This is a genomic window from Bacteroides faecis (assembly GCF_020091505.1).
In the GTDB taxonomy this organism is placed as follows: Bacteria; Bacteroidota; Bacteroidia; order Bacteroidales; family Bacteroidaceae; genus Bacteroides; species Bacteroides faecis.
Window position 1 is genome coordinate 3,376,881 of the sequence record NZ_CP081916.1, and the last position, 26,614, is coordinate 3,403,494.

The following is a 26,614-nucleotide window of genomic DNA, read 5'->3' on the forward strand; positions in this document are numbered from 1 at the left end:
CTGCATTATGTGAAAGGTCTGAATGTGGCGATAGTGGATTGTGACTATCCGCAGCATTCAATCATCAAACAGAAAAAACGGGATATGGAAGTGGTAAAGACCACACCCGTCTATCAGAATCTTCTGGTGGAACAGGCCGGGCGGTTGAAGAAGAAGGCTTACCCTGTTATCGGCAGTACCCCGGCGGATTGCATGACGGACTGAAAGGCGTTTGAGGAAAAGGCAGACGTGCATTATGATGTGGTGCTGTTCGACCTGCCCGGAACAATGGGCAGTGACGGGGTGATTGCCACAATCAGTGCACTCGATTATCTGTTCGTACCGATAAAGGCAGACCGCCTTGTGCTGGAAAGCACGCTGAACTTTGCCACGACTGTCAATGACCGCTTGATAAGGACCGGCATCTCCAATCTGAAAGCCTTGTGCATGTTCTGGAATATGGTGGACCGGAGGGAACGTACCGTCTTATATGACATTTACCAGCAAGGTTTCTCCCTCCTGGGACTGGACTGTCTCCAAACCCGTGTCCCCGTGCGCAGTAACTTCACCAAAGACCTCTCCACTACGGGCGGCCCGGTTTACCGGAGCACCCTGTTTGCACCGGATGCGGGCTTTACGAAGGAGTGCGGCTTTGATGCGCTTATGGATGAAATCATGCGGACAATCAAAATTGTATAGTCATGGCAAAGAAAACGAGTGGACAGAATCCGGTGGATGAAGCCTACCTGCGCAGCCTGATGGCGGGTAGTCCGCCGGAAAAGGTAACACCGTCCATTCCCCCCAAAGAGGAAACGGACAGGGAAACGGCTGAAAAGGCAAAGACGGAATCTGAAGCGGAAGAGACGCCGGAAAAGGCCGCATCCAAAACGTTGAAAGCCGCACAGACCGAATTTATGAGGAGATTCCTCACCCCTTACAAATGCGAAGGCAGGCAGGGTGTCTATATAGACAAGGAACTACACCGGAAAATATCGGTCATCGTCGGCATTGCCGGTAAACGGCAGTTGACGGTGGGCAATTACATTGACAATGTATTGCGGGAACATTTCGAGAAACATTCGGATGAGGTGAAGGCATACTGCCAGAAGAGTTACAACAAAATCTTTTAAGCTATGGATATGCGATTATGTTATGAAGCCGGAGCGGTTCTGTTCTGGCTGCTGTTCGCCTATCTGTTCATGGACAAGTTCCTGTTCAGGGGGCAGCTTGGCGAGATATGTTTCGGGAAGGCACGCCGCCGCATGGCGAAAGCCCTGCGGGGTGCGGCAGGCTGGTTCGATCCGGTGAAGGAGGAACGGAAGAAGGGACGTGGACAGGCGAAAGGGAAAACGGGCAGGAAAGAGATTCCGACAGTCGTGAAAAGGCAGGAGAAAGAGCTTCCACCTGTCAAGGCGGCGATGAAGCCCACAGAAAAGACTGCGGAGAGAAGCAGTGAAAAAACGGTGGAAAAACAGTCGGAAACGGACAGCCTTGTCGTCACGAAAAGCTATGGGACACGCCAGCAGCCGCCAATGAACGCCACCGGTTCCGGGGCTATTGCAGGTAAGGAAAATGCCTCTACTTTTGCTGGCAGAAACGGGGACACGACACCGCCAAAGGCTGCACAAGTGCCGCCGGAGCGCATCCCGGATCTGTTCCGGGACAAGCGTGTGGAAGAGTGGCGGGCTTCCCCGGACGGGAGTTCCGGCGGACATGAAGGCGATGACGGACAGAGAGGAAACGGTGACGGAGTGGATACCGACGAGTTGAACGAAGAACTGGAAGATCTGAACTGTGTCCGCGAAGATTATTCGGACGGGGCAACCGGCATAGGGCCGGAAGAGCTTGATTTAATCATCGACCTCTGCAACGGCAGGGAGATTCCGACAGACAGACGATTGTCCCTTTTAAGGGCGATCCACCATATCAGGGATACGCAGATTGAACGCTCGATACTGGAAAGTATCAATGGCAGCGACAGCCGTATCAGCAAATTTCTGGATGAAGTCGAGCAAATGGGCGGGGCTGCTCCGGACAGTGACTAACCGATTAAAAAAGGAGGTAACAATGGCAAGAGGCTATTTCGATACGGGTTGATGCCCGTATCACTGTAAAAAGAGAGAACCGGCAGGAATACCAACAACAAAACGTATCATCCATGTTTATGACGTATTTCGATTCAAGTTGACAAACGGCGGCTTCCCCTTATGGGGGAAACGTACCGACTCCCGGAGAGACAGTCATTCCATTAACTTATCCATAAAACGACAGCGGTAATGACAAAAGGCCATTACGATTCGGGATGACAGACCGCTTGCGGCATTCACCCGGTAAGACAACAGGAACTATTCACCATTAAATTTTATTTGTATGAACATAGGACTGGTAGATGTGGACGGGCATAACTTCCCCAATTTCGCACTGATGCGCCTTTCGGCCTGTTACAAGGCAAAAGGGCACCGGGTGGAATGGGCGGCACTGCGACAGCGGTATGACAAGGTATTGGCAAGCAAGGTATTCACCTTCACGCCTGATTATGATTATGACCTGCTGGATGTGGGGGAAGTGGTAAGGGGCGGCACCGGGTATGACATAGCCGGCAGGCTTCCCGAAGCAGTGGAGAACAGCCGGATGATGGACTATTCCATTTACCCCGAATACCCTTTTTCGCTCCAGTTCTTTTCAAGAGGCTGCATCCGCAAGTGTCCTTTCTGCCTCGTCCGTGAGAAAGAAGGATACATTCAGACCGTGGAACCGGTGGAACTGAACCCGAAAGGGAAATGGATTGAGGTGCTGGACAACAATTTCTTTGCGAACCCGCAGTGAAGGAGTGCGGTAAGCTATCTGATGAAAGCGGGCCAGCCCGTGAAGCTGCACGGCGTGGACGTAAGGATTATGGACGAGGAACAGGCCTGGCACCTGAACAGGCTCAGGATGAAGCAGAACATCCATATCGCATGGGACCTGCCGCAGCTTGACCTGAGGGACCGCCTGAAAGAGATGGTAAAGCACGTGAAGCCCTACAAGATAACCTGTTACGTACTGATAGGATTCAATTCGACCATTGAGCAGGACCTGTTCCGGTTAAATGTACTCAGGGAACTGGGAATTACCCCCTTTGTCATCCCTTTCCGGGATTATGGAAATGAACGGACGCCTACGCGGTACGAGCGTGACCTTGCCCGGTGGGCGAACCGGATGTGGCTGTTCAAATCCTCCTCCTTTGAGAACTATATGCCCCGCAAGGGATTCAAGTGTGGGGAATATTTGAAATAAACCGATAAGGACAGTAAAGACAATGAGAGCAAAAGGCTATTACGATTCGGGATGATTCAGACCCTCATCCCGGGAGAGAATTAACAATGAAGTTTCACCATTCAATCATGTAACCATGCGAAAGATGTATTTTGACTCCGGCTGATTGCCTGCCGGAACTTACCCCCTGAACCATTAAACCATAAGCGGCTGCGGGCTGCCTTATGGGGATAGTGCAAGGGGTAGCCCGTGGCTTTTTAAATCACTTAAAAATCACGGAATTCAATGAAACAGAAAAGATTGATTATGATGCTGGCCGTACTGGCGGCAGCGGGTGCGGCAATGGCACAAGGAAACGGACAGGCGGGCATCACGGAAGCCACGCAGTTGGTGACGGGATATTTTGACCCGGGCACGAAACTGGTGTACGCGGTGGGTGCCATTATCGGCCTGATAGGCGGCGTCAAGGTCTACCAGAAATTCAGTTCGGGCGACCCCGACACCTCGAAAACCGCCAGCTCATGGTTCGGAGCCTGCATTTTCCTGATAGTGGCCGCCACTATCCTGAGGTCATTCTTCCTCTAAGAACAGATAAAAGACAATAGCTTATGTCTGACTTTGAGATAAACAAAGGCGTGGGCCGTGAGGTGGAGTTCAAAGGGCTCCGTGCCCAGTACCTTTTTATTTTTGCTTTCGGGCTGCTTGCCGTGTTCGTGGTGTTCGTCATCATGTACACGGCGGGCATCGGGCAATGGACGTGTATCGGCTTCGGGGTATCGGCTGCCACGGCAGTGGTCTGGCTGACCTTTTCGCTGAACCGGCGTTTCGGCAGCCACGGACTGATGAAGCTCCTTGCCGCCCGGCAGCATCCCAGGAGAATCCTCTCACGCAAACGTATCACACGTCTGATTAAAAAACAACAATCGTAAATCATGAGAAGTACATTGACAACATCCACACTGGAAAGCAAATTCCCCGTCATGGCGGTGGAGCACGGCTGCATCGTCAGCAAGGACGCCGACATCACGGTGGCTTTCCGGGTGACACTGCCGGAAGTGTTTTCGGTATCATCCGCGGAATATGAGGCGATGCACGCCACATGAGCCAAGGCAATCAAGGTATTGCCGAACTATTCAATCATCCACAAGCAGGATATTTTCATCACGGAGAAATACAGGCCCGACATCGGAAAAGACGGCCCGGGCTTCCTCTCCCGCAGTTTTGAACGCCACTTCAACGAACGGCCCTACCTCAACCACACCTGCTACCTGTTTCTCACCAAGACCACCAGGGAACGCTCCCGGCAGCAGAGCAACTGGAACACGCTGTGCCGGAAATTTCTGGTGCCGAAGGAGATACAGGACAGGGAGACGATGGAGCGTTTCATGGAGTCGGTGGGACAGTTCGAGAGTATCGTGAATGACAGCGGCCTTGCCAGGCTGGAGCGGCTGTCCACGGAAGAGATAACGGGAACGGAAGACGGCCCGGGCATCATCGAGAGGTACCTGACCCTGTCTTCGGACGGAAGCGTCATGTTGCAGGACATGCAGCTGAACCCGGACGGGATGCGTATCGGCGACAAACGGCTCTGCCTGCATACCCTTTCCGACCTCGACGACCTGCCGGGCAGGGTACGGACCGACGGACGCTATGAGCGTCTTTCCACGGACCGCTCGGACTGCCGCCTGAGCTATGCCTCGCCCGTGGGTATCATGCTTCCCTGCGACCATATCTACAACCAGTGGATATTCATAGACGACAGCAGCGAGAACCTCGCCCGTTTTGAGAAGACGGCGAAGAACATGCAGTCGCTTTCACGCTACAGCCGGAGCAACCAGATAAACAAGGAATGGCTGGACGAATACCTGAACGTGGCGCACACCAACGGGCTGCAATCCGTCCGCTGCCATTGCAACGTGATTGCATGGGCCGAAAACGGGGATGAGCTGCGGCGGGTGAAGAACGACGTGGGCAGCGCACTGGCGCTGATGGAATGCACACCCCGCCATAATACCACCGACCTGCCGGTCCTTTACTGGGCGGGCATACCGGGAAACGAGGCGGACTTCCCTTCGGAAGAGAGCTTCTACACGTTCACCGAACAGGCACTATGCTTCTTTACGGCAGAAACCTGCTACCGGAACTCGCTCTCCCCCTTCGGGCTGCGCATGGTGGACCGGCTGACGGGAAAGCCCGTCTTCCTCGACATATCCGACCTGCCCATGAAAAAAGGGGTGGTGACCAACCGGAACAAGTTCATCCTCGGCCCGTCGGGCAGCGGAAAGAGCTTTTTCACCAACCATATGGTGAGGCAGTATTGGGAACAGGGCACGCACATCCTGCTGGTGGATACCGGAAATTCATACAAGGGGCTGTGCGACCTGATCCGCCGGAAGACGAACGGGGATGACGGAGTTTATTTCACTTACCAGGAAAATGACCCGATTTCCTTCAATCCGTTCTTCACCGAGGATTACCGGTATGACATCGAGAAGCGGGACAGCATCAAGACGCTGATTCTGACCTTATGGAAAAGGGAGGACGAACCGCCCCGGCGCTCGGAAGAGGTGGCGCTCTCGAACGCAGTCAGCCTGTATATCGAGAAGATAAAGAAGAACCGGAAGATAAAGCCGAACTTCAACTCGTTCTATGACTTTGTAAGGAAAGACTACCGCAAGGTGCTGGCGGACAAGAACGTGCGCGAGAAGGACTTTGACGTGGACGGTTTTCTGAACGTGCTGGAACCCTATTACAAGAACGGCGAATACGGGTATCTGCTGAACTCGGACAAGGAACTGGATTTACTGAACAAGCGGTTCATCGTATTCGAACTGGATGTCGTGAAGGATAATCCCGTCCTTTTTCCGGTGGTGACTATCATTATCATGGAGACTTTCATTAATAAAATGAGACGCTTGCAGGGCATCCGCAAGATGATACTGATTGAGGAAGCATGAAAGGCAATCGCCAAGGAAGGTATGGCCTCTTATATTAAATATTTGTTTAAGACGGTCAGAAAATTTTTCGGCGAAGCGGTTGTGGTGACGCAGGAAGTGGACGACATCATATCGAGTCCGGTTGTAAAGGAGACAATCATCAACAATTCGGACTGCAAGATACTGCTTGACCAACGAAAGTACCAGAACAAGTTCGACCAGATACAGAACCTGCTCGGCCTGACGGACAAGGAACGCTCACAGATACTTTCCATCAATCTTGCCAATGCGGCCAACCGGCTTTATAAAGAGGTCTGGATAGGGCTTGGCGGTACACAAAGTGCGGTATATGCGACAGAAGTTTCGGCTGAAGAATACCTTGTGCGCCCGTAAAAGGGAATTTGACGAATGTCGCTTTGGCAAGCGACTGGGCAAGTGTTTAGAATGCCTATTAACAACCGCTAACCGGAGGGGAAAACCCCACAAGGGAACATAGCACGTTGGTAAAGCCATAAGTCAGCCAACTGTCAGGCTGCGACCGAATGGCAAGTTAAAATGATAGATATGAGGATAAAGCCTGTATTGGTTGAACGATAGTCCGAGCAGTCGTATCCTTGGGCAATGACGGAAGACAGTTGAATAATTCTTCGGAATTATACCGTTATGTTGCGGTACTACACTGATGACAGGTAGCAGGAGTAGCATAAACTTACCGCAAGGCAACTACCATAAGTAGTAAAGGACGAAAGTCGTATCCGACAATCTATCGAGCCAAATAGTCGTCAAATTTCTAAACGGGGATTGCCTAAACCGGAAAGCCAGTTGTAGGGCTATGGGGTCTGCCCCTGAATATCCGGCATGGCAACGGAGCTTCCATAGTAGTCTGAGCAGGGTAAGGTCCTGTACATGGCGAAGGGGAGCAGCTAATTAAGTTTAACAATTTAAAGGAAGATGTGAGAGACATGAGAAATCCAGAAAATGTGTTGAACAGTCTGAGTAAACACAGCGGTAACTTGAACTATAAGTTTGAGCGGCTGTATAGAGTGCTGTTTAATGAGGAAATGTTTTATGTAGCCTATCAGAATATTTACAGCAAGACAGGCAACATGACGGCAGGAGCCGATGGTAAAACCATTGACGGAATGAGCATTGACCGAGTTGAACAATTGATTGATAGTCTCAAAAATGAGACTTATCAGCCTAATCCGTCCAAAAGGACGTACATACCTAAGAAAAACGGGAAAAAACGTCCGCTTGGCATACCCTCTTTTGATGATAAGCTGGTACAGGAAGTAGTTAGAATGATACTTGAAGCAATCTATGAAGGCAGTTTTGAACATACTTCACATGGGTTTCGTCCCAAACGAAGTTGTCATACTGCTCTTATAGATATACAAAAGACATTCACTGCCGTGAAATGGTTTATTGAAGGCGATATTAAAGGATTCTTCGACAATATCAATCATGACGTATTGATTAATATTCTTCGGGAACGTATCGCTGACGAAAGATTTTTGCGGCTTATCCGAAAGTTCCTGAATGCCGGATATGTGGAAGACTGGGTATTTCATAGAACGTACAGTGGAACTCCACAAGGCGGGATTATCAGCCCAATACTGGCTAATATCTACCTTGACAAGCTCGACAAGTACATCAAGGAATACACCAATCGGTTTAATAAAGGGGTAACGAGAAAAGGCGATGCTCGATACAAGCTCTACGAACAGCGGAGATACCGACTGGCAAAGAAGCAAAAGAATGAGAAAGATGTAAAGGTAAGGGAACAGATGACCGCTGAAATTAAGCGGCTACGAGAAGAACGGAACAACTATCCGGCACGTAATGAAATGGACAGCAGTATCAAACGGTTAAAATATGTGAGATACGCAGATGATTTTCTGATTGGAATTACCGGTAGTCTGGAAGACTGTAAAACAGTAAAAGAGGATATTAAGAACTATTTGAATGAAGCTCTTAAACTGGAACTGTCAGACGAAAAGACACTGATAACCAATGCGCAAAAGCCAGCAAAATTTCTCGGATATGACGTATTTATCCGCAGGTGTAATGATTTACGCAAGGATAAGTTCGGTAGAACGGTTAGGGCATTCGGACACAAGCCTGTCTTGTATCTGAATTTTGAAACGATGCGGAAGAAACTCTTTGATTACAAGGTCGCAAGAATAGCGGTTGTCAATGGTAAAGAGGTTTGGAAATCTATCGTCAGAACGTACATGCTGAACTTGGATGACTTGGAAATAGTCAGTCAGTTCAATGCCGAAATCCGAGGGTTCTATAATTACTACTCAATAGCCAATAATAGCTATGTCATCAATTCTTTCTATCACATTATGTCATACAGTATGTATAAGGTATTTGCGAACAAATACAAATCATCTGTAAAGAAAATCCTTCTGAAATATAAAAAGAATAAGGTTTTCCAAGTGGCATATGAAAATAGCAAGGGTAAGACACTTTACCAATCATTTTATCATGATGGTTTCAAACGCAAAAAGGTTGCAGGTAATATTTACTGTGACACTATTCCACGGACAGTTTCCATAACAGGTGGACGTAACAGCCTTATGGAAAGGCTGAAACTCCAAGTCTGCGAATTATGCGGTGCTACCGATAAACTCGAAATGCATCACGTTCGCAAACTTAAAGACCTGAAAGGTAAATCCGACTGGGAAAAGAGAATGATAGCCCGAAGACGAAAAACTTTGGCTGTCTGCTCAAAGTGTCATGCAAAGATAGACCCCGACCGAAGAATCAGACTGAATTAATTAGTGGAGAGCCGGATACAGGGAGACTTGTAAGTCCGGTTCGGAGGCGAGTACTCGGAAACCTATCATAGAAATATGACAAGGCGCTGGGTGCTTAGCCTACTGCTACACCACAGAAGAGACTGAAAAACTGGAACTTACCAGGCTTACGGAAAAGCTGGATGGAAACATCGAGCTGGCTATCAGACAGCTTGCCGAAAACAAGCGGCAGGAAAACAAACAATCCTTTAATCCATAAAACACAATGAGTAAGAAAGATTTATTAAGCCAATGCAGGGAAGCGCTCGGAGACGCCACCCTGACCAATCTGGACCTGCTGAACCTGATTGGGGAGATGAGAAAGGAACTGGAACATGACCGCATCTGCGGGCACTGAATGAACAGGGAAGGCAGCTCGACGCTGACCATCCGTAAATCCAACTGGGTGACGGACGGCTTCAAGGGATACAAGGCCACGCTGTTCGCCGGAGAAAGGGCCTACGTTGAAATCAATATCCCGCTGCGCGGTGGTGACGATCTTTTCCTGCACGGGAACAGGGATGCCGGATGCATCGGGTATTTTTCAGGCAGCGAGGTGTTGCTGTTCGGCAGTTACGGTCTGTTTGCCCGTGATGACGACAGCCGGTATTTACTGACTAAAGAAAGGAGATAGGGCATGAAGAAGAGAACGATAATTTTGTTTATGGCATTGTCATCCCTTTCAGTGACAAGCAAGGCGCAATGGACGGTGATAGACCCCACGAATCTCGCACAGAGTATCGTGAACTCGGCCAATGAAATCGTACAGACTTCCACAACTGCACAGAACATGTGGAGTAATTTTCAGGAGACTGTAAAGATTTATAAGCAAGGGAAGGCTTATTACGATGGTGCGCCCGTATAGGCGATATAATAAATATAGCATTGGCAAGCTATTAGGTAAGTGTTCCAATATTTACCTATCATCACCAGCTTATCTGCCCACGAAAGGACGGCAGGGAGTATAGCACGCTGGAAAGCCATAAGTCAATTAGTTATCAAATTGCAACTGAATGGTGAGATGAAACAGATAGATACGAGGATAAAATCCAAACTGATTGAATGATAGTCCAAGTGAACCCAGTATGTTTTATAGTGAAAGATAACTTAACTCGCTATACCGTAATACCTCTGTTGCGAGCGTCGTGTAGTAGAGGCAGGAACAAATTACGGCACAACCGCAGTAAGCGGTAACGGGCGGAAGTCATATCCGATAATCTATCATAGCCATGTTATTATATCGTAAACGGGGATTGCCTAAATCGGAACGCCGCAAGGCTATTAGGTACAGACCTATGAAAATCCGACAAGGCAACGGAGCTTCCGTAGTAGTCTGAGCAGGGGAAAGCCCTGTACATGGCGAAGGGAAGCAGCTAATAATTTTAATGCAAATAACGGAAAATGTGAGAGACATTATGAGAAGTCCAGAGTATGTATTAAACAGTCTAACGGAACACAGTGAAAATTTGAATTACAAGTTCGAACGCTTGTACCGTATCTTTTTCAATGAGGAAATGTATTACGTTGCCTACCAACGCATATATGCGAAACCGGGCAATATGACAGCAGGTGCAGATGGGAAAACCATTGACCAAATGAGCCTGAACCGAATTGAACAACTGATAACATCGTTGAAAGATGAGAGTTATCAGCCCCAACCCTCAAAACGGGTGTATATCCCAAAGAAAAATGGGAAAATGCGTCCATTAGGTGTACCAGCTTTTAACGATAAATTATTGCAGGAAGTGGTCAGAATGATATTGGAAGCCATCTATGAAAGACAGTTTGAAAAAACGTCGCATGGCTTCCGACCCCTAAGAAGCTGCCACACTGCCTTGTCTGATATTCAGAAGACATTTTCGGGCGTGAAATGGTTCGTAGAAGGTGATATTAAGGGATTTTTCGACAATATCAATCATGAGATACTGATAGGTATTCTGAAAGAACGTATCGCTGACGAAAGATTTATTCGCTTGATTAGAAAATTTCTGAATGCAGGATATATCGAAGACTGGAACTTTCATAACTCCTACAGCGGAACACCGCAAGGCGGAATTGTCAGCCCTATCTTGGCAAACATATACCTTGATAAGTTGGATAAATTCATGAAGGAATACACTGAAAAATTTGATAAGGGGAAAGAACGGAAAAGAACCAAACAGGCAGTATCACTTGAAGGCAAACGACACCGTATTCTGAAAAAGTTGAAAGTGGTAAAAGACAAAAATGAAAGGTCAGAATTGATAAGACAATATAAGGCTTATCAAAAAGAAGGTTTGCAGTATTCTGATGGTGACGAAATGGATATGAACTACAGAAAACTCAAATACGTGAGATATGCGGATGATTTTCTAATTGGAATCATTGGCAGTAAACAAGATGCTATCATCATCAAAGAGGACATAAAGAACTTCCTCTATGAAAAGTTGGCTCTTACACTGTCCGATGAGAAAACACTTATCACCCATGCTGAAAACGCTGCAAAATTTCTCGGATATGAGATTTTTGTAAGGAAATCCAATGACACCAAAAGAAGCAAATACGGAGTACTAAGACGTGTCTTCAATAAGAGGATACAATTGGCACTTGGAAAGGATACGTTTAAGAAAAAGTTGCTCGAATATCGTGTTTTAGAAATAAAGATACACAACGGCAAGGAGTATTGGAAAGCAAAATCCCGTCCCAAACTTTCAAACAACAATGACTTTGAGATACTTGACAGGTACAACAAGGAAATAAAGGGCATTTACAATTACTATTGTTTGGCTAATAATTGTAGTAGTCTGTCAAAACTTGGGTATATCATGAAATATAGTATGTACAAAACATTTGCGCAGAAATATCGGACAACGATGTCGCAAATCCGAAAAAAGTACACCAAGAATGGACTTTTTTCAGTTAGATACTATTTAAAGAACGGTACTGCCAAAGACTTGACCTTTTATCATGGTGGGTTCAAAAAGAAAAATCCAATGAACATTAAGGATTTAGACAACTTGCCCAAATTCACATATCATCCTACAAACACAAGTCTTATAGATAGGCTGAAAGCGGAAAAATGTGAATTATGTGGAGTAGTCGATAAGTTAGTGATGCACCATGTGAGAAAATTAAAAAATCTTCAAGGGAAAACTACCTGCGAAAAACAAATGATGGCTCGCAAACGAAAGACTATTGCCATATGTGGTAAGTGTTACAAAAAACTCAGTAACAATGAATAGATTGATATTATTAGTAGAAAGCCGGATACGCGGAGACGTGTACGTCCGGTTTGGGGGCGAGCTTCCGAAAACCCACCGTAGTAATACGGCAGGGCGTTGGATGCTTAGCCTACCCTTGAAGTCGGTGCATGACCTGGTAAAGGGCGCTCGCAAGGTGCAGCAGACCATCCTTCTGGTGGGTGACATCAGCGACATCTACGTGACGAACTTCAACACGATGACGGGCGACCCCAACTTTACGGTGGAAGAGCTATCGGCCATCGCTTTCGGGTACAACAGACTGCTCAAGGAAAGCAGCGACCTGCTGCTGGACTTGAAGGAAGTGACCACGGCAACCGGACTCTCGATGACGGACAAGGAACGGCTGGACATCATCAACCGGATATACGGCGAGGTGCTGGAATACAAGAACCTGACATGGTACTATACCCGCAAGAACATCGGCGTGTCGTACCTGCGGAGCAAGGAAAAGGGGGATGCCGCACGGGTGCTCTCCCTGTACGGGACACACGAGCAGCGTTACTGGTAATCATTCATCCGTTAAATCAAGAAGACTATGTTATTATTATCAATAGACTGGACAAACCTTCACGAGCTTCTGCGCTCGCTGTATGATGAAATGATGCCGCTGTGTGAAGACATGGCTTCGGTAGCGAAGGGAGTGGCGGGCCTCGGTGCCTTGTTCTATGTGGCCTACCGGGTATGGCAGTCCCTTGCCCGGGCCGAGCCGATAGACGTGTTCCCCCTGTTCCGGCCCTTCGTGCTGGGCCTTTGCATCATGTTTTTTCCGACTATGGTACTGGGTACAATCAACGGGATTCTTTCTCCCGTATGCAAAGCGACTTCCTCACTGGTCGAACAGCAGACCTTCGACATGAGGAAATACCAGGAAGAGAAAGACAGGCTGAAACGCGAGGCGATGCTGCGTGACCCGGCGAAGGCCTTCCTGGTGAGCGACGAGGCGTATGACAAGAGGCTGGACGAACTGGGCTGGTCGCTGGGGGACATGGACACGATGATAAACATGTACGGACAGAAGAAGATATACGAACTCGGCGAGAAAATCCGGGGATGGTTCCGCGAACTGCTGGAACTCTTCTTCCAGGCGGCCTCGCTGCTGATAGACACGCTGAGGACCTTCTTCCTGATCGTACTGTCCATCCTGGGACCTGTCTCCTTCGCGCTGGCCGTCTATGACGGATTCCATAGCACGCTGACCACCTGGCTGTCCCGGTATATCTGCATCTATCTGTGGCTGCCGGTGAGTGACCTGTTCGGAGCGGTCCTCTCACGCATACAGATACTGATGTTACAGCAGGACATAGAGAATATGCAGGACCCGGCATTCATACCGGACTCGTCGGGGAAAGTATATTGTATTTTCATGATTATAGGTATCATCGGTTACTTCTGTGTCCCCACCGTTTCATCGTGGATTATCCAGGCGGGCGGTGCCGGAGCTTACGGGCAGAAGGCAAACGGTGCCGGAAAGATGGCCGGTAACGGTGCTGCGGCGGTAGGTGGTGCAGCAGGCGGAGCGATAGCCGGACGTATCAGGAAAATGTTCTAACCTTACATCAATAATTGTATAACGACAACATTAAAAACAGAAGAAGAAAATGGAATTCAAATCATTAAAAAACATCGAGACATCGTTCCGGCAGCTACGGCTGTTCGGGATGATATTCCTGGGGGCGTGTACGCTGGTAACGGTATTTGCCGTATGAAAGGCTTATGATTTCGCCGAGGCGCAGCGACAGAAAATCTATGTGTTGGACGGCGGAAAATCACTGATGCTGGCCCTTTCGCAGGACGTGCAGCAGAACCGTCCGGTGGAAGCGAGGGAACATATCAGGCGTTTCCACGAGCTGTTCTTCTCCCTGTCACCGGACAAGAGCGCCATTGAAAGCAATGTGCAGCGTGCCCTTTACCTTTCGGATGAAAGCGCCATCGGCTACTACCGGAACTTGCAGGAAAAAGGCTATTTCAACCGGATGATAGCGGGAAACATCTCGCAGACACTGACGGTGGACAGCATAAGGGGAAACTTCGACAGTTATCCCTACCGGATGAAGGCTTATTGCCGGCAGCACATCATCCGTTCGAGCAGCGTTACCGAAAGGTCGCTTGTCACCACCTGCCGTCTGAGGAACGTCACCCGGAGTGACAACAACCCGCAGGGCTTTCTGATAGAGAGTTTTACCATCATCGAAAACAGGGACATCGGACAGTATGAAAGATAAGGGGATAAAAAAGGTCTTCCACCCGTTCAGAACGGGGATAGACCGCCATATGGCCGGACTCCGCAGACGCTGGCTGCGGTTGAGCTGCCGGCAGCAAAAGGTTATCATCCTTTACCTGCTCGGACTCTTCGCCGCCATCGACCTTGCCTGCATCGTGGGCGGTTTCTGCGGAACAGACAAATTTCCGATTGAGGTACGGCATCTCCAAAGGATTGCGTTTCCCCAGACGGACAGTATCCAACCATTAAAAAACAATATATCCAATGACACAATCCGATAAGAAAGAAAAGGATAAGGAAATGCGGAAAGCGGAGTCCGTACCCGAAAAGGGGAAACAGTTAAGCCGCAAGGCTGCCGACAAGCTGAAATTCTATGGCGTGGCGGCTGTTCTGTCCCTGCTTTGCGCCGGGTTCATCTGGTTTATCTTCAAGCCGGACACAACGGAAACGGTGGAAGGGACGGCTGGCATCAATACAACGATACCCGACGCTATCGCACCGGAAACGATGACCGACAAACAGAAGGCTTACGAACTGGAGCGGATGAAGAAGCGCAGGCAGGAAAAGGTAAGAACCTTGCAGGACATAGCGGGCGATTACCTGATACCGGACACGTCGGACGGGCTGAAGCCGGAAAAGGCGGCACCGGAACAGGACGCTATCCGGGAGTCACGGCAACAGCAACAACAAATATCAAGACAGATAGCCTCGTTCTATCAGGAACCGAAAGACAATCCCAGGGTAAGCGATCTGGAACGGCAGGTGAAGGAGCTTAATGAAAAGCTGGAACGGGAACGGAAGGGACAAGATCCGCTGGAACTGATGGAAAAGTCGTATGAGATGGCGGCACGCTATTTTCCCGGTCAGGCGGGCGGGCAGGTGAAAAGCATACAGTCGGGCGGTCCGTCCGGCAACCCTGCCGCCATAGCCGCCGGACGTGCCACGGAAAGCGTGGTCTCGTCGCTGGCTGCGCCATCGGCTCCCGACACGATACCCCGCAATTACGGTTTTGCCACGGCGGTAGGTGCCGGACAGCCTGCCGGAACCAATACGATACGTGCCTGCGTGGCTGAAGACCAGACGGTGACCACCGGGGCATGACTGAAGTTCCGGCTGCTGGAACCGCTGCAAGTGGGCGGCGTGCCTGTGCCTGCCAATACTCCGCTATATGGCACGGTGCGTATCGAGGGGCAACGGATGGCGGTCACGGTAAACTCCATAGAGAGCGGCGGCAATATCTTGCCGGTGGAACTGGTGGCTTACGATATGGACGGGCAGGAAGGGCTTTTCGTCCCGAACACAGCGGAACGTACCGCCATGAAGGAAGCCGCCGCCAATATCGGGGGCAGTTTCGGGACAAGCATCTCATTCGCACGCAGTGCCTCGCAGCAACTGGTCATGGACGTGACAAGGGGCGTGCTTGGCGGCGGGTCGCAATACCTGGCCACAAAGATGCGTGAGGTGAAGGTGGTCGTGAAAGCAAATTATCAACTTCTATTAATCTCAAAAAAACAGTAATCAGATGAAGACAAGAATTATTTTATCATTAGTAATGCTTTTGACCGTATTGTCGGTAAAGGCGCAGGAATCCGTGGAAACAAGGATTTTCCCCACCAATCAGATTATCGCACCGCACCTCATCGAGGTGACTTTCTCGAAGACCGTACATATCCTGTTCCCTTCGGAAGTGAAATATGTGGATTTGGGCTCCTACGACATCATTGCCGACAAAGCTACGGGGGCGGAGAATGTGGTACGTATCAAGTCTGCCGTAAAGGGCTTTGAGGGCGAGACGAACTTCTCGGTCATTACGGCTGACGGCTGCTTCTATTCCTTTAATGTGGTATATAAGAATGAACCGGCACAACTTTCCATTGAGATGGAAGACTGGCTGCGGAAGAACCCGATGGGCGGGGCGGCTGACGATCGCATGTTCGTGAAACTGAAGGAACTCGGCGGGGAGACACCGCTGGTGGTGAACCGCATCATGTACACGCTGTATAAGAAGAACAAAAGGGACATCAGGCATATCGGCTGCAAGAAGTACGGTATACAGACCCTGCTCAAAGGAATCTATATCAACAATGACCTGCTGTACCTGCATACTTCCCTGCGCAACACTTCGGACATATCGTTCGACATAGACCATATCCGTTTCAAGGTGGTCGACAAGAAGGTGACCAGGCGCACGGCCATGCAGGAGAATATTATAGAGCCGGTAAGGACTTACAACCGTCTGACAACGGTGGACGGTAAGGCCACGGTACGCAACATCTTCGTGTTGCCCAAGCTGACACTGCCGGATGACAAGCTGCTGGTAGTGGAGATTTACGAAAAGGGTGGTGCCCGTCACCAGTCGTTCCGCATAGAGAATACAGACCTTGTGGCGGCAAAACCAATCAGTGAGCTGCACCTGAAATAATAATTTATATATAATGTATATGCAAAGAATATTATTCATATTGACAGCTGCTGTACTGTCGCTCCTTGCGGGTGAAGCATACGCGCAGCGTGACTTGCCGGGGCAGACGGGCATACAGTTTACGACGGGCGGGGTGAATCATTTCCTTTCATGGAAGAGTGGCGGTGAACGCCACTACTTCACCTCGCTGGCCTTTACACATACCAACCGTAACCGTACCTATTGGCTGTATGGCCTGGATTATCAGATAAAGGAGTACACCTATGAAAATAAGGCGATACCCAAAGCGCAGTTCGCAGGGGAACTCGGTTACTTTATTCCCGTATTGTGGGACAAGGGCCGGAATGTATGTCTACGTATCGGACTCTCGGCATTGGGCGGTTTCGAGACGGTCAACCGGGGAACCTCCCTGCTTCCTGACGGGGCGACGGTGACAAACGGTGACTGCTTTATCTATGGCGGTGGGCTGACTGCGGCCTTTGAGACTTATCTGACCGACCGGGTGATGCTCCTGCTGCAAGTCAAGGAAAGGGCCCTGTTCGGAACCGATGCGGGTAATTTCCATACGCAGGTAGGACTGGGAGTCCGCCTTATCATTAACTAATGAAAAGAGAAAGGAGAAACTTAAAAATGAAAAATGTACTATATATATGTATAGGCGCACTCTTTGCGGTGCTGGCCTTCGGTTCCTGCAACGATGCTATAGACATCCGGCAGGATTATGATTTCAGCCTCTCGTCATGGTATCTGCAAGAACAGATTGAAACGGGTGAAACGGTGGAGATACGCTTTTATCTTGACCGTGAAGGGGACTATGAAAAGGCGGAGTATGAAATCGGTTACATCCAGATGGAAGGCAAGGGAGAGGTGACGGACAGTGAAGGCGTAAGACTCGTCAACCGGGAAGTGAGGCCGTTGGCGGAAGTGCCGGAACTGGATAGGGAAAATCCGGTCAGGCAGATATTCACCCTCTTTTACCGTTCGACAAGTGCCAGACGCTCGGAACTGAAATTCTTTGTCCGGGACAATTTCGGACAGGAAAGGGAACTGACAATGACATTTGATACGGAAAACGGTATGGTGGATTATAAATAAGAATGGTGGGGCATCCTGCCGTTCTTTGTTCCATAAATTTGATTGTATGGCAGTAATTTGATTTATCCACTAGGTAATTCAAATTAACTTTTTATATTTGTCAACTGTTTTTAATTTATAAGGGCATGAAACCGATATTCTGTATATTCCTATTAAACTTTAACATTGCACTGATTAGCACACCAAAGGAAAGTATTTTCATAAATTCCTAGTAAAACAATAGCAATTATAAATATTAGGACTATTGATAGCTGCTATTGTTATATATGAGTCTATTTGTAATTTATTGATGTCCCTCAAATCAAGCATCTTCTATTGCTTTTAAAAGATCTGTTTTCCTATTCTCAGATGTTTTCAATAAAGGAAAAACAGCAAAACTCATTGTAAGTATAGCAATAGAGCATAATAATGAAAAAAGAATATAACAAGAAAAAAATAACAATTAGAGACTCGGTGGCAGAAAGAGAAATTTAAAGGAATAGCTCAGGTGAGAAAGAAGTTTGAAGCAATGGATATTAGTATGCTCCTCGCTTTTGTCGACCGTGAGACTGTGATTAGGTAGGAAGTGACGGATAAACAAACATTATTGGATGATTTATTGAAAATTCATGTATCTATGGAAGAAAAGTACAATATTGCAAGAGGTAAACTGGAAAATGCACGTTAGGCATTTAAAAATACTTAAAAAGGAGTATTTGGTTACTTTTTTAAAGTAGTACTTTGGGGGAGTGGGTGGGAGTTTTTAGTAGCCAGATATACGCCCGAGAGAATCAAGACGATCCCGACTACCGCAACAGGAGTCACTTCCTCATGTAGGAATATAGTCGCTCCGACCGTTGTGGCGAGAGGATTCAGATAAAGATAATTGGATGCCTGTATCGTTCCCAGCTGTTTTACAACAATGTTCCACAATAGATAACAGGCAGACGAGGCTATGACACCTAAAAAAAGGAGATTGCTCCACACTTCATTGTCCAGTAATACAGCAGGATTTGTCAATGAGGGCAGAAAAAGGAAAGTGGGAAGAATTGTTATTATGCCATAGAAAAATATTTTTCTGGTGATGAAAGCCGGAGAATATTTTCGGGTGAGACTCCGAATGACAAGACTGTAAAACGCCCATGACAGGGAAGCTAGAAGAGTCAGTAAATCTCCCAAAGGTGATATCCGAAGAATGAAACTTCCGTTGAATATCAGCAAGCCTACACCCAACAGAGCAATAATAGATCCGTATATGAAGCCTCTTGAGACCTTTTCCGTCCGAACGGACAATACGGTCAGAACAGCTGTCAATAACGGGGCCATACATATGATGAAAGATACATTTGAAGCCTGTGTCAGCCCCAGAGCTATGTTCTGTAAAAAGAAGAACAGGGAGCCACCCAATACTCCGCCACCCACCAGATATAGCTCATCTTTCAGATTACGGGCAAAAAAACGATGGAAAGAGATAGGACACACTGCAGCATAAGCCAGCAAAAAACGGAAAAGGAAAATCTCCTGAGCAGACAGACCATGAACTATTAGAACCTTGGTGGAAATAAAAGTCATTCCCCATACCACAACGACCATAACAGCGGTCAGATGATAAAATATATGTTTCATTACAATTAAAATATTTTTAATTCTGATGTACATGCTTTTTTGCTTACAGTCAAATTGATATATATCCAGCCGATATCCCGGCTCCTTGGAACGGACTTCTATCCATACCAATCTGTATGACAATGGGCTTTTCAATCCACACCAGTTCAATATATAAGGCCCGGAAGAATATTATTTATACTTCCATACAGTTTGCCGAATGTAAATGAAAGGAAACTGACTTTAACATATTCACATTAAAGCGGTGTGAAAATAGTAAAATAATGAAAGGCAAATACGGATGAAGTCAGATCTTTTCAAAATATGTCTCAAATATAGTAGATATTGTCTGCTTTAATAGACTTGAGAATACATAAACTATCACTTAGAATGGAAAGTCTGATTATATCCCCCCCAAAAAAAAATATCGGTAATTATGAATGTACTCTCCCTTGTCAACATGTTCCGGTCCGTATCCATAGAATATCCCAAAAGAGATTTCTTTGCGTGGCAGGGTCTTCTGGTTTCCTTCCCCAACTTTTGCGTATACTATACAGCATCCATTTTTACAAATTGTGGAGTTTCTTATATCCGGCACGAAAGTTTGCAGGGGATGTTCCTGATTTCTTCTTGAAGAATTTCCCGAAGGATGACTGGTCTGAAAAGCCTAATTGTTCAGCAATCTCCTTTACAGTCAGATCTGTAAAAACCAGCAGACGTCTGGCATCCCTATAAAGTGCTTCCGTTATATAGTTGTTCACTGTTTTTCCAGAAATCTGGCGTACCACTCTTGACAGGTAGGTCTGAGACACGTTAAGGGAGTCTGCATAGAACTGAAGATCATGTACTTTCCTGTAATTCTCAGCCAGTAATTTTCTGAAAAGGCGGAACAAAGCATCGGAATGCCTGACTCTTCCAGCAGGATGTACATTTTGGCTGTGAAAGATTTCTGTTATTTGCAGCAACAGGAAATTGACCAGCGAACCAGCCATTTCCTCAGGATGGTCAGAAGTAAGGTAGTGGGACATCAGGTCTAACGTTTTGCGTATATGTACGGTATCGCTGTCCTCCAGCCGTAAGACATATGTCGTATGACTGTTGTTATAAAGCCGTTTGTATACATAGTTTCCTATGGAAAGGGAGTCAAAAAAGAAAGGCTCCATACATAGACCACATGTACCGAAGTCGGAACTTTTTTTCATTAACTCTACAGACATTCTTGGAGCGACAAGAAGCATGTCCCCCTTTCCTACATTATAAGAATGACAGTCAACTACAAATTCTGCTGTTCCGGCTTCCACCAGTATATAAAAGAAAGCCCCGGCACGCAATATCTTATTACTGTACTTGTCTAAAAAAATCTCAATATTCAGGATATAAACTCCTCTATTGTATGCGGTGACTGACTGCATTTCCCGCACCAAGGCCGACAATGTTTCTTTGGTATGCTCCATAAGCACAAACTATTTCTATATATTTTCCTAAAATGACCATTTCATCTGTAAGCTCGGATAAAAGTCTGACATCCAATGACGGATATGAGAAAGGTCAGCAAGATACAAAGAAAAGATCAAATATACAAAAAAGCCAAACTATATACGAAACAATATAATATACGTGTCAATGTTGGGAAATAATAGCATCGGTATCATCAGAGAGATGTCGGGGCATAAAAAGTGTTGTAATTGACTAAGTTTCGTTCTTTTAAGAACAGATAAATCAGACATAAGCTTACTAACTTTGCAACCAATAAACGAGATGGAGGTCTACATACCGCTATCTCAATTTGTTTAACTATAAAAATATAAAGTAATGAGTAGTATCAAACCTATCAGAGATCCCAAAACGGATCATTTGCTAACACCGGAAAACTCCGCATTGTTAGTCATCGATTATCAGCCCATACAGGTTCATTCCATAGCTTCCATGGACAGACGGGAACTGGTGGAAAATATATCCAATGTCTGCCGTGTGGCCAAAGGGTTCAATGTCCCTGTTATTTTGACTACTGTGAATGTTGCCACCGGTCTTAACCAGCCTACTATCCCCCAGATAAAGAAGGCCCTTCCGGGGCAGCCTGAGATTGACAGGACTTCTGTCAATTCATGGGAAGACAAGGAGTTCCAGGAAGCAGTCAAGGCACTGGGCAGAAAGAAACTTGTGGTTTGTGCGCTATGGACAGAGGTCTGTCTCTGTTTTCCAGCCTTGGATCTTTTGAAGGAGGGCTATGAAGTATATACTATTGTTGACGCTGTCGGCGGAACATCCAGGCTGGCTCATGAAACGGCCCTCAGACGGATGGAGCAGGCCGGAGTTCGGCTGACTTCCGTAACCCAGTATATCTGTGAACTGCAAAGGGACTGGAACCGCAAAGAAACCGTTCCTGTTTTCTTCCAAGGGCTGTTGGATAACGGATCTTTTCTTGTGGAAACACTCAAAGAAAAATAGTATAACAGACAAAAAAAGCATCCAGTTATAAAAGAATGAAAACGGATGTTATCCTTTGTATAAAAGAATAACATCCGCCTTCCTGAAATATCCAGTTTATGAAAAATATTTTATTGTTCCTATTGTTTATGACAGCCGCTAGTATCAATGCGCAGACAGTCATGTGGACTGACGATCCCGAACATACCCGTATCGGTTTTGAAGTGAAGCATGCGGGGCTCTCCTTTGTCAGCGGATATTTCTCAGACTTTGACATTACCGTAAGGCAGAAGAATGGTGATTGCACGAATACGGATATCCGGGTGGAAGTCCGGACGGCAAGTGTGAGCACAGGAGTGGAAGCCAGAAATAAACATCTGCGCTCATCCGATTTCTTTGATGTGGAGAGATTCCCCATGATGGTGTTTAAAAGTACGGAAATGAAGATGCTCGGTACAGATAAAGGGGAGATATATGGAGAGCTCACTCTCCACGGAATTACTAAAAAGGTGCGGTTTGACGTGATGTTAATTGGCAGAAAGGAAAGTCCGGTGTCCGGTAAAGAGACGGCAGGTTTTCGGCTCCAGGGTGTGATCAGATGCTCGGACTTCCAACTAGGTTCCAAATATATTCCGACTATGATCTCGGATAACGTACATGTTGTCGTCGACTGTGAATTCTCACCAAGGCAGGGTGAATTGGATATATAGTCAAAAGCAGACGGCATCTGTATCAGAAATATTTGGCGATACCAACTTAATTATATATTCCGGAGAAAATCCGCTTCGGGATAATTATATTCTACAAACCATTCTTGCATGGATTGAAAAACAATTAATATTAAAATGACAACAATATGAAAAAAAGAAAAGTGACACGGATTGTGAGAGGAAGAAAGACTGTTGACGGGGCAGGTGTACATCTGCGCCGGATATTGGGAGAGCAGACGGTGGTGGACTTTGACCCGTTTCTGATGCTTGACGGTTTTGACTCCACCAATCCGCAGGATTATATAAAGGGATTTCCCTGGCATCCACATCGCGGAATAGAGACCATAACCTATCTTGTCAGCGGAACAATGGAGCATGAGGACAGCCTGGGAAACAAAGGGGTGATCCAGTCCATGGGATGCCAATGGATGACAGCCGGTTCAGGAATACTCCACAAGGAGATGCCGCAGCCATCAGAAAGGATGCTCGGATGCCAACTGTGGGTCAATTTACCTGCTGCAAAAAAAATGGTTCCACCAGCATATAGGGACATTGCTCCGGATGACATCCCGGTGGTGATGTCCGACAAGGCAACCGTCCGGATCTTATCAGGCAGCCACCGGGGGATACGGGGGACTCTGGACAATTCGTATGTTCAGATAACATATTTGGATGTAACTTTGCCCGCTGACGCCTCATGGAAGTACAACGAAGCACGCGATGATGAAAACCTATTTCTCTATTTGCTGGAAGGCTCGCTTTTCCCCGAAGTGAGACAGCAATCTGCGGAAAGTAAGGGTTGTGCCATATTATATTCTGTTCCCGTTCCTGGAGAAGATACGGACGAACCGGTAGAGGTGAAAGCCGGACCGGAAGGCGCACGTTTCCTTTTGTTGTCGGCTCCTCCCCTGAAAGAACCTATTGTCTGGGGAGGTCCCATAGTGATGAATAGCCGGGAGGAACTGGAGGAAGCTTTTAGAGAATTAAGAAATGGAACATTCATCAAATAAACGGCATTATTTTACTGAGGCAACCGTCTCCCCCGGATGAACGGATATAAAATGTATGGTAGGCTTATGACGGCTGTGGTTATATTCCATGCCGTTGCCGACCATATAAAAAAAACGAAAAATACCTATTTGTAGGTATTGTGTGAAGCTATATAATCCACTATCTTTGTAATATGGATGGAATAATGAAAAATAGAACAGCCGTAGCATACCTGCTGTTACTGAGCATGATGCCTTTCTTTTTTGTGAAAGCCTTTCATGTTCATAAGGAGCGTGCATGTATTCATGACGGGCAACAGTTCCCTCATCACGATTCAGCAGATAAATGTGCTATCTGTCTTTTCACTTTATCCTTATTTACCGAAGCGGAAAGTTTGGAGTACACCCATACCTTGACTGTAAAGCCTGTTAAATATCTTATTTTGGAGGAGCAGGGCGTCACTGCTACAATTCTCCTTTTGTCTCTTCGCGCTCCTCCTGTCCGAATGTCATAATTCTCTATGGATTACATGCACTATGTGATGACATGTAAAGGGCTCTTATGCCTATTGACTATCCTGAACAATTTATAACGCTTTTATAAAATATGACATTTCATGCATATTTCCGATATGTGTGTCTGTTCCTTACCTGTCTGTATATGGCATTTTCTGCACATATGCATGCACAGGAATACCGGCAACGATCAGACACAACCAGGACCCTGCTGATTATAGACGGGGAAAACGGAAACCCTATTGAAGGAGCCGGTGTATTAGCCGGCGGGCAGGTGCTTGTCAGCTTATCCGAAGGAACGGTAACTATTCCTTCAAGGAATTCCGCAGATACAGTCCTTGTACAGAGTCTGGGGTATAAATCTCAATATATATCCTTGAAGGATGTGTTTAAAAGAAAGAACACCTATACGATACGTCTTTCTCCGGAAATGACGACATTGGGGGAAGTCATCATTATCGGTGAACGTTCCGGAATAACCCGGAATGCAGTGAGCGGGCAAATCCCATCCCCTGCAATCAATCATGCGTTGGGGACCTCCCTGGGTGCCCTGCTCGAACAGGTCAGTGGTGTAAGCTCCATCAGTACGGGGACGGCAATAGCCAAACCCGTCATCCAGGGGATGTATGGCAACCGGATATTGATCATCAACAATGGCACCCGCCAGACAGGGCAGCAATGGGGGGCCGATCATGCTCCGGAAGTGGACATGAACGGTAGCAATTCCATCCAGGTGGTGAAAGGATCCGATGCGGTACGGTACGGTTCAGAGGCTTTGGGGGGGATTATTATCATGGAACAGGCCGCCCTGCCTTTCCGGACAAAGTCCTTAAAAGGAAAGGGATCCATGCTTTATGGCAGTAACGGACGCCGTTTTGTCCTTACCGGACAGATGGAGGGAACCTTCCCTTTTCTCCGTGACATTGCCTGGCGTGTACAGGGAACCTGCTCGAATTCAGGAGACCGTTCTACCGCGAACTATCTTCTTAACAATACCGGAACCAGGGAATTGCATACCTCCGCTTCACTCGGCTATGATCATGGCCGTTTAAGAATAGAAGGGTTCTACAGCCGCTTTTACAACCGCATGGGGGTAATGCTCAGTGCCCAGATGGGAAGTGAGGATCTGCTGGCGGAACGTATCCGGCTGGGACGTCCCCTGCATACGGACCCTTTCGCCCGAAGTATCACATATCCATATCAGGAGGTCACCCATCAGACAGCCGTTGGCAAAATAAGATTCAGCATGTGTGATGTTGGAAATCTTTACTGGCAGGGTTCCTGGCAGAAGGATGACCGGCAGGAAAAACGTATCCGCCGCCTGGGATCCGACATCCCGGCTGTTTCCCTGCACTTGTATTCATTTCAAAACTCCCTCCGGTGGAAGTGGAATTATAATTCATGGCAAACGGAGATTGGGGGACAAATCATGTTCATAGACAATCACAGCCGGGCAGGGACAGGTGTTGTTCCTGTTATTCCCAATTACACGGAGACACAGGCAGGAATATATGGCATTGGAAAGTATAATTACAGCAAGGGAGGAGTTGAAGCGGGTGTTCGCTTTGACGGGCAGGAAACCCGTGCCAGCGGCTATGACTGGACTGGAAATCCCTATGGGGGAACAAGAAAGTTCAATAACATATCATACAGTCTGGGAGCCCATCACCTTTTTTCCGGACACTGGAAACTTACCACCAATTTCGGGATGGCCTGGAGGGCCCCCCACGTGTATGAGCTGTACAGCAATGGGAATGAACTCGGATCAGGAATGTTTGTCAGAGGGGATTCGGTCATGAATTCCGAAAGAAGCTATAAATGGATATCCTCTATCAGTTACAGTGGCAAGGTGTTCAGCGTCCATGCGGACGGTTATCTGCAATGGATAAGCGGTTATATCTATGATGAGCCCCAAAAAGAGAACATTACTGTCATTTCAGGGGCATATCCTATATTCCAATACAGGCAGACCCCGGCTTTCTTCCGCGGAATGGATTTTGACTTTCACTTCATGCCTGCAGATTCATGGGATTACCATCTGACCGCCTCCTTTATACGGGCAAACGAACGGACAACAGGAAATTATCTTCCCTATATCCCCCCTTTCCGTCTCAACCATGAGCTTTCATGGAACCACAGAACCCGGTCGCATTTCCGGTTGCGTCTGGGTGTCCGGCACCGTTTCGTGGCAAAACAGACCCGGTTTGACCCGGATACGGATCTTATCCCGTACACTCCTCCGGCATACCATCTTTTTGGAGCCGATGTGGATCTGGAATGTCCCGTAAGATGTGGACACATATTACGGTTCATGATATCGGCAGACAACATTCTGAACAAAGAATATAAAGAATACACCAACCGTTCGCGTTACTATGCGCACGACATGGGGCGCGATGTGCGTTGCGGAGTGAGTTGGAGCTTTTGACTTATA

26 protein-coding genes and 4 pseudogenes are annotated in these 26,614 nt (G+C 47.3%); 28 read left to right on the forward strand and 2 right to left on the reverse strand.

Annotation, left to right across the window (positions count from 1 at the left end; genetic code table 11):
• Positions 1 to 9: 9 nt before the first annotated feature.
• From K6V30_RS13045 to K6V30_RS13145, 23 genes and pseudogenes are all read left to right on the forward strand, one after another.
• Positions 10 to 204, forward strand: a complete 195-nt coding sequence (locus tag K6V30_RS13045) for a hypothetical protein (RefSeq protein ID WP_025867500.1) — start codon at positions 10 to 12, stop codon at positions 202 to 204.
• Between the two features lie 63 nt (positions 205 to 267).
• A complete protein-coding gene (locus K6V30_RS13050; RefSeq protein WP_025867501.1) occupies positions 268 to 678 on the forward strand; it encodes a ParA family protein in 411 nt (136 codons plus the stop codon).
• Positions 679 to 680: 2 nt separating this feature from the next.
• Entirely contained in the window at positions 681 to 1,109 is a 429-nt protein-coding gene (locus tag K6V30_RS13055; RefSeq protein WP_025867502.1) for a DUF3408 domain-containing protein, read from the forward strand.
• Between the two features lie 3 nt (positions 1,110 to 1,112).
• On the forward strand, positions 1,113 to 2,024 hold the full coding sequence (locus tag K6V30_RS13060; RefSeq protein ID WP_060385853.1) for a hypothetical protein: 912 nt from the start codon (positions 1,113 to 1,115) through the stop codon (positions 2,022 to 2,024).
• 325 nt (positions 2,025 to 2,349) lie between these two features.
• Positions 2,350 to 2,805, forward strand: a complete 456-nt coding sequence (locus tag K6V30_RS13065) for a hypothetical protein (protein ID WP_060385854.1) — start codon at positions 2,350 to 2,352, stop codon at positions 2,803 to 2,805.
• 21 nt (positions 2,806 to 2,826) lie between these two features.
• Positions 2,827 to 3,255 carry a hypothetical protein gene (locus tag K6V30_RS13070; RefSeq protein ID WP_025867503.1) on the forward strand — a complete coding sequence of 143 codons (429 nt, stop codon included), beginning with the start codon at positions 2,827 to 2,829 and terminating at the stop codon, positions 3,253 to 3,255.
• A 264-nt stretch (positions 3,256 to 3,519) separates the two neighbouring features.
• Positions 3,520 to 3,819 (forward strand): DUF4134 domain-containing protein, encoded by a 300-nt coding sequence (locus K6V30_RS13075; protein WP_005682322.1) that lies wholly within the window; start codon positions 3,520 to 3,522, stop codon positions 3,817 to 3,819.
• Between the two features lie 23 nt (positions 3,820 to 3,842).
• Positions 3,843 to 4,163 (forward strand): DUF4133 domain-containing protein, encoded by a 321-nt coding sequence (locus K6V30_RS13080; protein ID WP_008781886.1) that lies wholly within the window; start codon positions 3,843 to 3,845, stop codon positions 4,161 to 4,163.
• Positions 4,164 to 4,166: 3 nt separating this feature from the next.
• Positions 4,167 to 6,563, forward strand: a pseudogene (locus K6V30_RS13085) (TraG family conjugative transposon ATPase).
• 569 nt (positions 6,564 to 7,132) lie between these two features.
• Entirely contained in the window at positions 7,133 to 8,956 is a 1,824-nt protein-coding gene (locus K6V30_RS13090; protein ID WP_055270625.1) for a reverse transcriptase domain-containing protein, read from the forward strand.
• Between the two features lie 244 nt (positions 8,957 to 9,200).
• Positions 9,201 to 9,332, forward strand: coding sequence for a hypothetical protein (locus K6V30_RS25220; protein ID WP_005655090.1), 132 nt, complete (start codon positions 9,201 to 9,203; stop codon positions 9,330 to 9,332).
• The gene (locus K6V30_RS13095; RefSeq protein WP_060386368.1) at positions 9,333 to 9,608 is read left to right on the forward strand and encodes a hypothetical protein; all 276 of its coding nucleotides are present in this window, start codon (positions 9,333 to 9,335) and stop codon (positions 9,606 to 9,608) included.
• A 3-nt stretch (positions 9,609 to 9,611) separates the two neighbouring features.
• A pseudogene (locus K6V30_RS13100) lies at positions 9,612 to 9,827 on the forward strand (DUF4141 domain-containing protein); the annotation flags it as partial.
• A gap of 562 nt (positions 9,828 to 10,389) precedes the next feature.
• Complete coding sequence (locus K6V30_RS13105; RefSeq protein WP_025066979.1) at positions 10,390 to 12,195, forward strand: reverse transcriptase/maturase family protein; 1,806 nt, start codon at positions 10,390 to 10,392, stop codon at positions 12,193 to 12,195.
• Between the two features lie 115 nt (positions 12,196 to 12,310).
• A pseudogene (locus tag K6V30_RS13110) lies at positions 12,311 to 12,724 on the forward strand (DUF4141 domain-containing protein); the annotation flags it as partial.
• A gap of 27 nt (positions 12,725 to 12,751) precedes the next feature.
• On the forward strand, positions 12,752 to 13,765 hold the full coding sequence (gene traJ, locus K6V30_RS13115; RefSeq protein WP_224207117.1) for a conjugative transposon protein TraJ: 1,014 nt from the start codon (positions 12,752 to 12,754) through the stop codon (positions 13,763 to 13,765).
• A 49-nt stretch (positions 13,766 to 13,814) separates the two neighbouring features.
• Positions 13,815 to 14,438 (forward strand): annotated as a pseudogene (gene traK, locus K6V30_RS13120) (conjugative transposon protein TraK).
• Entirely contained in the window at positions 14,428 to 14,718 is a 291-nt protein-coding gene (locus tag K6V30_RS13125) for a hypothetical protein (protein ID WP_060386371.1), read from the forward strand. Before traK ends, K6V30_RS13125 begins: the two are co-directional and overlap by 11 nt.
• Entirely contained in the window at positions 14,702 to 15,538 is an 837-nt protein-coding gene (locus K6V30_RS13130; protein ID WP_060386372.1) for a conjugative transposon protein TraM, read from the forward strand. Before K6V30_RS13125 ends, K6V30_RS13130 begins: the two co-directional genes overlap by 17 nt.
• A gap of 30 nt (positions 15,539 to 15,568) precedes the next feature.
• Positions 15,569 to 15,955 carry a conjugative transposon protein TraM gene (gene traM, locus K6V30_RS25310; RefSeq protein WP_060386373.1) on the forward strand — a complete coding sequence of 129 codons (387 nt, stop codon included), beginning with the start codon at positions 15,569 to 15,571 and terminating at the stop codon, positions 15,953 to 15,955.
• Between the two features lie 4 nt (positions 15,956 to 15,959).
• Positions 15,960 to 16,859 carry a conjugative transposon protein TraN gene (gene traN, locus K6V30_RS13135; RefSeq protein WP_060386374.1) on the forward strand — a complete coding sequence of 300 codons (900 nt, stop codon included), beginning with the start codon at positions 15,960 to 15,962 and terminating at the stop codon, positions 16,857 to 16,859.
• 13 nt (positions 16,860 to 16,872) lie between these two features.
• Complete coding sequence (locus K6V30_RS13140) at positions 16,873 to 17,463, forward strand: conjugal transfer protein TraO (RefSeq protein WP_118399671.1); 591 nt, start codon at positions 16,873 to 16,875, stop codon at positions 17,461 to 17,463.
• 26 nt (positions 17,464 to 17,489) lie between these two features.
• On the forward strand, positions 17,490 to 17,954 hold the full coding sequence (locus K6V30_RS13145) for a TraQ conjugal transfer family protein (RefSeq protein ID WP_060386375.1): 465 nt from the start codon (positions 17,490 to 17,492) through the stop codon (positions 17,952 to 17,954).
• 699 nt (positions 17,955 to 18,653) lie between these two features.
• Here K6V30_RS13145 and K6V30_RS13150 read toward each other — a convergent pair.
• Positions 18,654 to 19,565, reverse strand: a complete 912-nt coding sequence (locus tag K6V30_RS13150; RefSeq protein WP_060386414.1) for a DMT family transporter — start codon at positions 19,563 to 19,565, stop codon at positions 18,654 to 18,656.
• 539 nt (positions 19,566 to 20,104) lie between these two features.
• Positions 20,105 to 20,992, reverse strand: a complete 888-nt coding sequence (locus K6V30_RS13155; protein ID WP_060386376.1) for a helix-turn-helix domain-containing protein — start codon at positions 20,990 to 20,992, stop codon at positions 20,105 to 20,107.
• Positions 20,993 to 21,350: 358 nt separating this feature from the next.
• On the opposite strand from K6V30_RS13155, the gene K6V30_RS13160 reads away from it, so the two are divergent.
• The 5 genes from K6V30_RS13160 (at position 21,351) to K6V30_RS13180 (ending at position 26,608) form a co-directional block, all read left to right on the forward strand.
• A complete protein-coding gene (locus K6V30_RS13160) occupies positions 21,351 to 21,986 on the forward strand; it encodes a hydrolase (protein ID WP_224207118.1) in 636 nt (211 codons plus the stop codon).
• Between the two features lie 98 nt (positions 21,987 to 22,084).
• On the forward strand, positions 22,085 to 22,675 hold the full coding sequence (locus K6V30_RS13165; protein WP_060386378.1) for a YceI family protein: 591 nt from the start codon (positions 22,085 to 22,087) through the stop codon (positions 22,673 to 22,675).
• Positions 22,676 to 22,821: 146 nt separating this feature from the next.
• Positions 22,822 to 23,685: a pirin family protein gene (locus tag K6V30_RS13170; protein ID WP_060386379.1), complete on the forward strand. Its 864-nt coding sequence runs from the start codon at positions 22,822 to 22,824 to the stop codon at positions 23,683 to 23,685.
• 185 nt (positions 23,686 to 23,870) lie between these two features.
• Complete coding sequence (locus tag K6V30_RS13175; RefSeq protein ID WP_195399624.1) at positions 23,871 to 24,179, forward strand: hypothetical protein; 309 nt, start codon at positions 23,871 to 23,873, stop codon at positions 24,177 to 24,179.
• A 92-nt stretch (positions 24,180 to 24,271) separates the two neighbouring features.
• Positions 24,272 to 26,608 carry a TonB-dependent receptor gene (locus K6V30_RS13180; protein ID WP_060386381.1) on the forward strand — a complete coding sequence of 779 codons (2,337 nt, stop codon included), beginning with the start codon at positions 24,272 to 24,274 and terminating at the stop codon, positions 26,606 to 26,608.
• The last annotated feature ends 6 nt before the right edge of the window (positions 26,609 to 26,614 follow it).

Excerpts from the sequence above, each read along its gene's own strand:
- K6V30_RS13180 (WP_060386381.1), top strand. The coding sequence starts at position 24,272 with ATGACATTTCATGCATATTTCCGATATGTGTGTCTGTTCCTTACCTGT.
- K6V30_RS13125 (WP_060386371.1), top strand. The coding sequence starts at position 14,428 with ATGAAAGATAAGGGGATAAAAAAGGTCTTCCACCCGTTCAGAACGGGG.
- K6V30_RS13140 (WP_118399671.1), top strand. The coding sequence starts at position 16,873 with ATGTATATGCAAAGAATATTATTCATATTGACAGCTGCTGTACTGTCG.
- K6V30_RS13155 (WP_060386376.1), bottom strand. The coding sequence starts at position 20,992 with ATGGAGCATACCAAAGAAACATTGTCGGCCTTGGTGCGGGAAATGCAG.
- traN (WP_060386374.1), top strand. The coding sequence starts at position 15,960 with ATGAAGACAAGAATTATTTTATCATTAGTAATGCTTTTGACCGTATTG.
- K6V30_RS13175 (WP_195399624.1), top strand. The coding sequence starts at position 23,871 with ATGAAAAATAGAACAGCCGTAGCATACCTGCTGTTACTGAGCATGATG.
- K6V30_RS13075 (WP_005682322.1), top strand. The coding sequence starts at position 3,520 with ATGAAACAGAAAAGATTGATTATGATGCTGGCCGTACTGGCGGCAGCG.
- K6V30_RS25220 (WP_005655090.1), top strand. The coding sequence starts at position 9,201 with ATGAGTAAGAAAGATTTATTAAGCCAATGCAGGGAAGCGCTCGGAGAC.
- K6V30_RS13130 (WP_060386372.1), top strand. The coding sequence starts at position 14,702 with ATGACACAATCCGATAAGAAAGAAAAGGATAAGGAAATGCGGAAAGCG.
- traJ (WP_224207117.1), top strand. The coding sequence starts at position 12,752 with ATGTTATTATTATCAATAGACTGGACAAACCTTCACGAGCTTCTGCGC.
- K6V30_RS13090 (WP_055270625.1), top strand. The coding sequence starts at position 7,133 with ATGAGAAATCCAGAAAATGTGTTGAACAGTCTGAGTAAACACAGCGGT.
- K6V30_RS13170 (WP_060386379.1), top strand. The coding sequence starts at position 22,822 with ATGAAAAAAAGAAAAGTGACACGGATTGTGAGAGGAAGAAAGACTGTT.
- K6V30_RS13145 (WP_060386375.1), top strand. The coding sequence starts at position 17,490 with ATGAAAAATGTACTATATATATGTATAGGCGCACTCTTTGCGGTGCTG.
- K6V30_RS13050 (WP_025867501.1), top strand. The coding sequence starts at position 268 with ATGGGCAGTGACGGGGTGATTGCCACAATCAGTGCACTCGATTATCTG.
- K6V30_RS13165 (WP_060386378.1), top strand. The coding sequence starts at position 22,085 with ATGAAAAATATTTTATTGTTCCTATTGTTTATGACAGCCGCTAGTATC.
- K6V30_RS13060 (WP_060385853.1), top strand. The coding sequence starts at position 1,113 with ATGGATATGCGATTATGTTATGAAGCCGGAGCGGTTCTGTTCTGGCTG.
- K6V30_RS13065 (WP_060385854.1), top strand. The coding sequence starts at position 2,350 with ATGAACATAGGACTGGTAGATGTGGACGGGCATAACTTCCCCAATTTC.
- K6V30_RS13055 (WP_025867502.1), top strand. The coding sequence starts at position 681 with ATGGCAAAGAAAACGAGTGGACAGAATCCGGTGGATGAAGCCTACCTG.
- K6V30_RS13105 (WP_025066979.1), top strand. The coding sequence starts at position 10,390 with ATGAGAAGTCCAGAGTATGTATTAAACAGTCTAACGGAACACAGTGAA.
- K6V30_RS13160 (WP_224207118.1), top strand. The coding sequence starts at position 21,351 with ATGAGTAGTATCAAACCTATCAGAGATCCCAAAACGGATCATTTGCTA.
- K6V30_RS13080 (WP_008781886.1), top strand. The coding sequence starts at position 3,843 with ATGTCTGACTTTGAGATAAACAAAGGCGTGGGCCGTGAGGTGGAGTTC.
- K6V30_RS13070 (WP_025867503.1), top strand. The coding sequence starts at position 2,827 with ATGAAAGCGGGCCAGCCCGTGAAGCTGCACGGCGTGGACGTAAGGATT.
- K6V30_RS13095 (WP_060386368.1), top strand. The coding sequence starts at position 9,333 with ATGAACAGGGAAGGCAGCTCGACGCTGACCATCCGTAAATCCAACTGG.